1 protein-coding gene is annotated in these 230 nt (G+C 65.2%); it reads left to right on the forward strand.

Going from position 1 to position 230, the window contains the following annotated elements:
- A partial coding sequence (locus tag SB786_RS37990; RefSeq protein ID WP_410731811.1) for a carbon starvation CstA family protein occupies positions 1–230 on the forward strand: 230 nt, incomplete at both ends.

Genomic DNA, 230 nt, shown 5'->3' on the forward strand with positions numbered 1-230 from the left:
CAGTTCACCGACGGCACCGGCCCGGTGTGGAAGGGCACCCTGTTCCCGGTCCTGTTCATCACCATCGCCTGCGGGGCGGTGTCCGGCTTCCATGCGCTGATCTCCTCGGGAACAACGCCCAAGCTGCTGGACAACGAAACCAACGCCCGCTACATCGGCTACGGCGGCATGCTGATGGAGTCGTTCGTCGCCATCATGGCCATGGTCGCCGCTTCGGTGATCGAGCCGGG

This window comes from Burkholderia sp. SIMBA_062 (assembly GCF_046534765.1).
GTDB lineage: Bacteria > Pseudomonadota > Gammaproteobacteria > Burkholderiales > Burkholderiaceae > Burkholderia > Burkholderia ambifaria.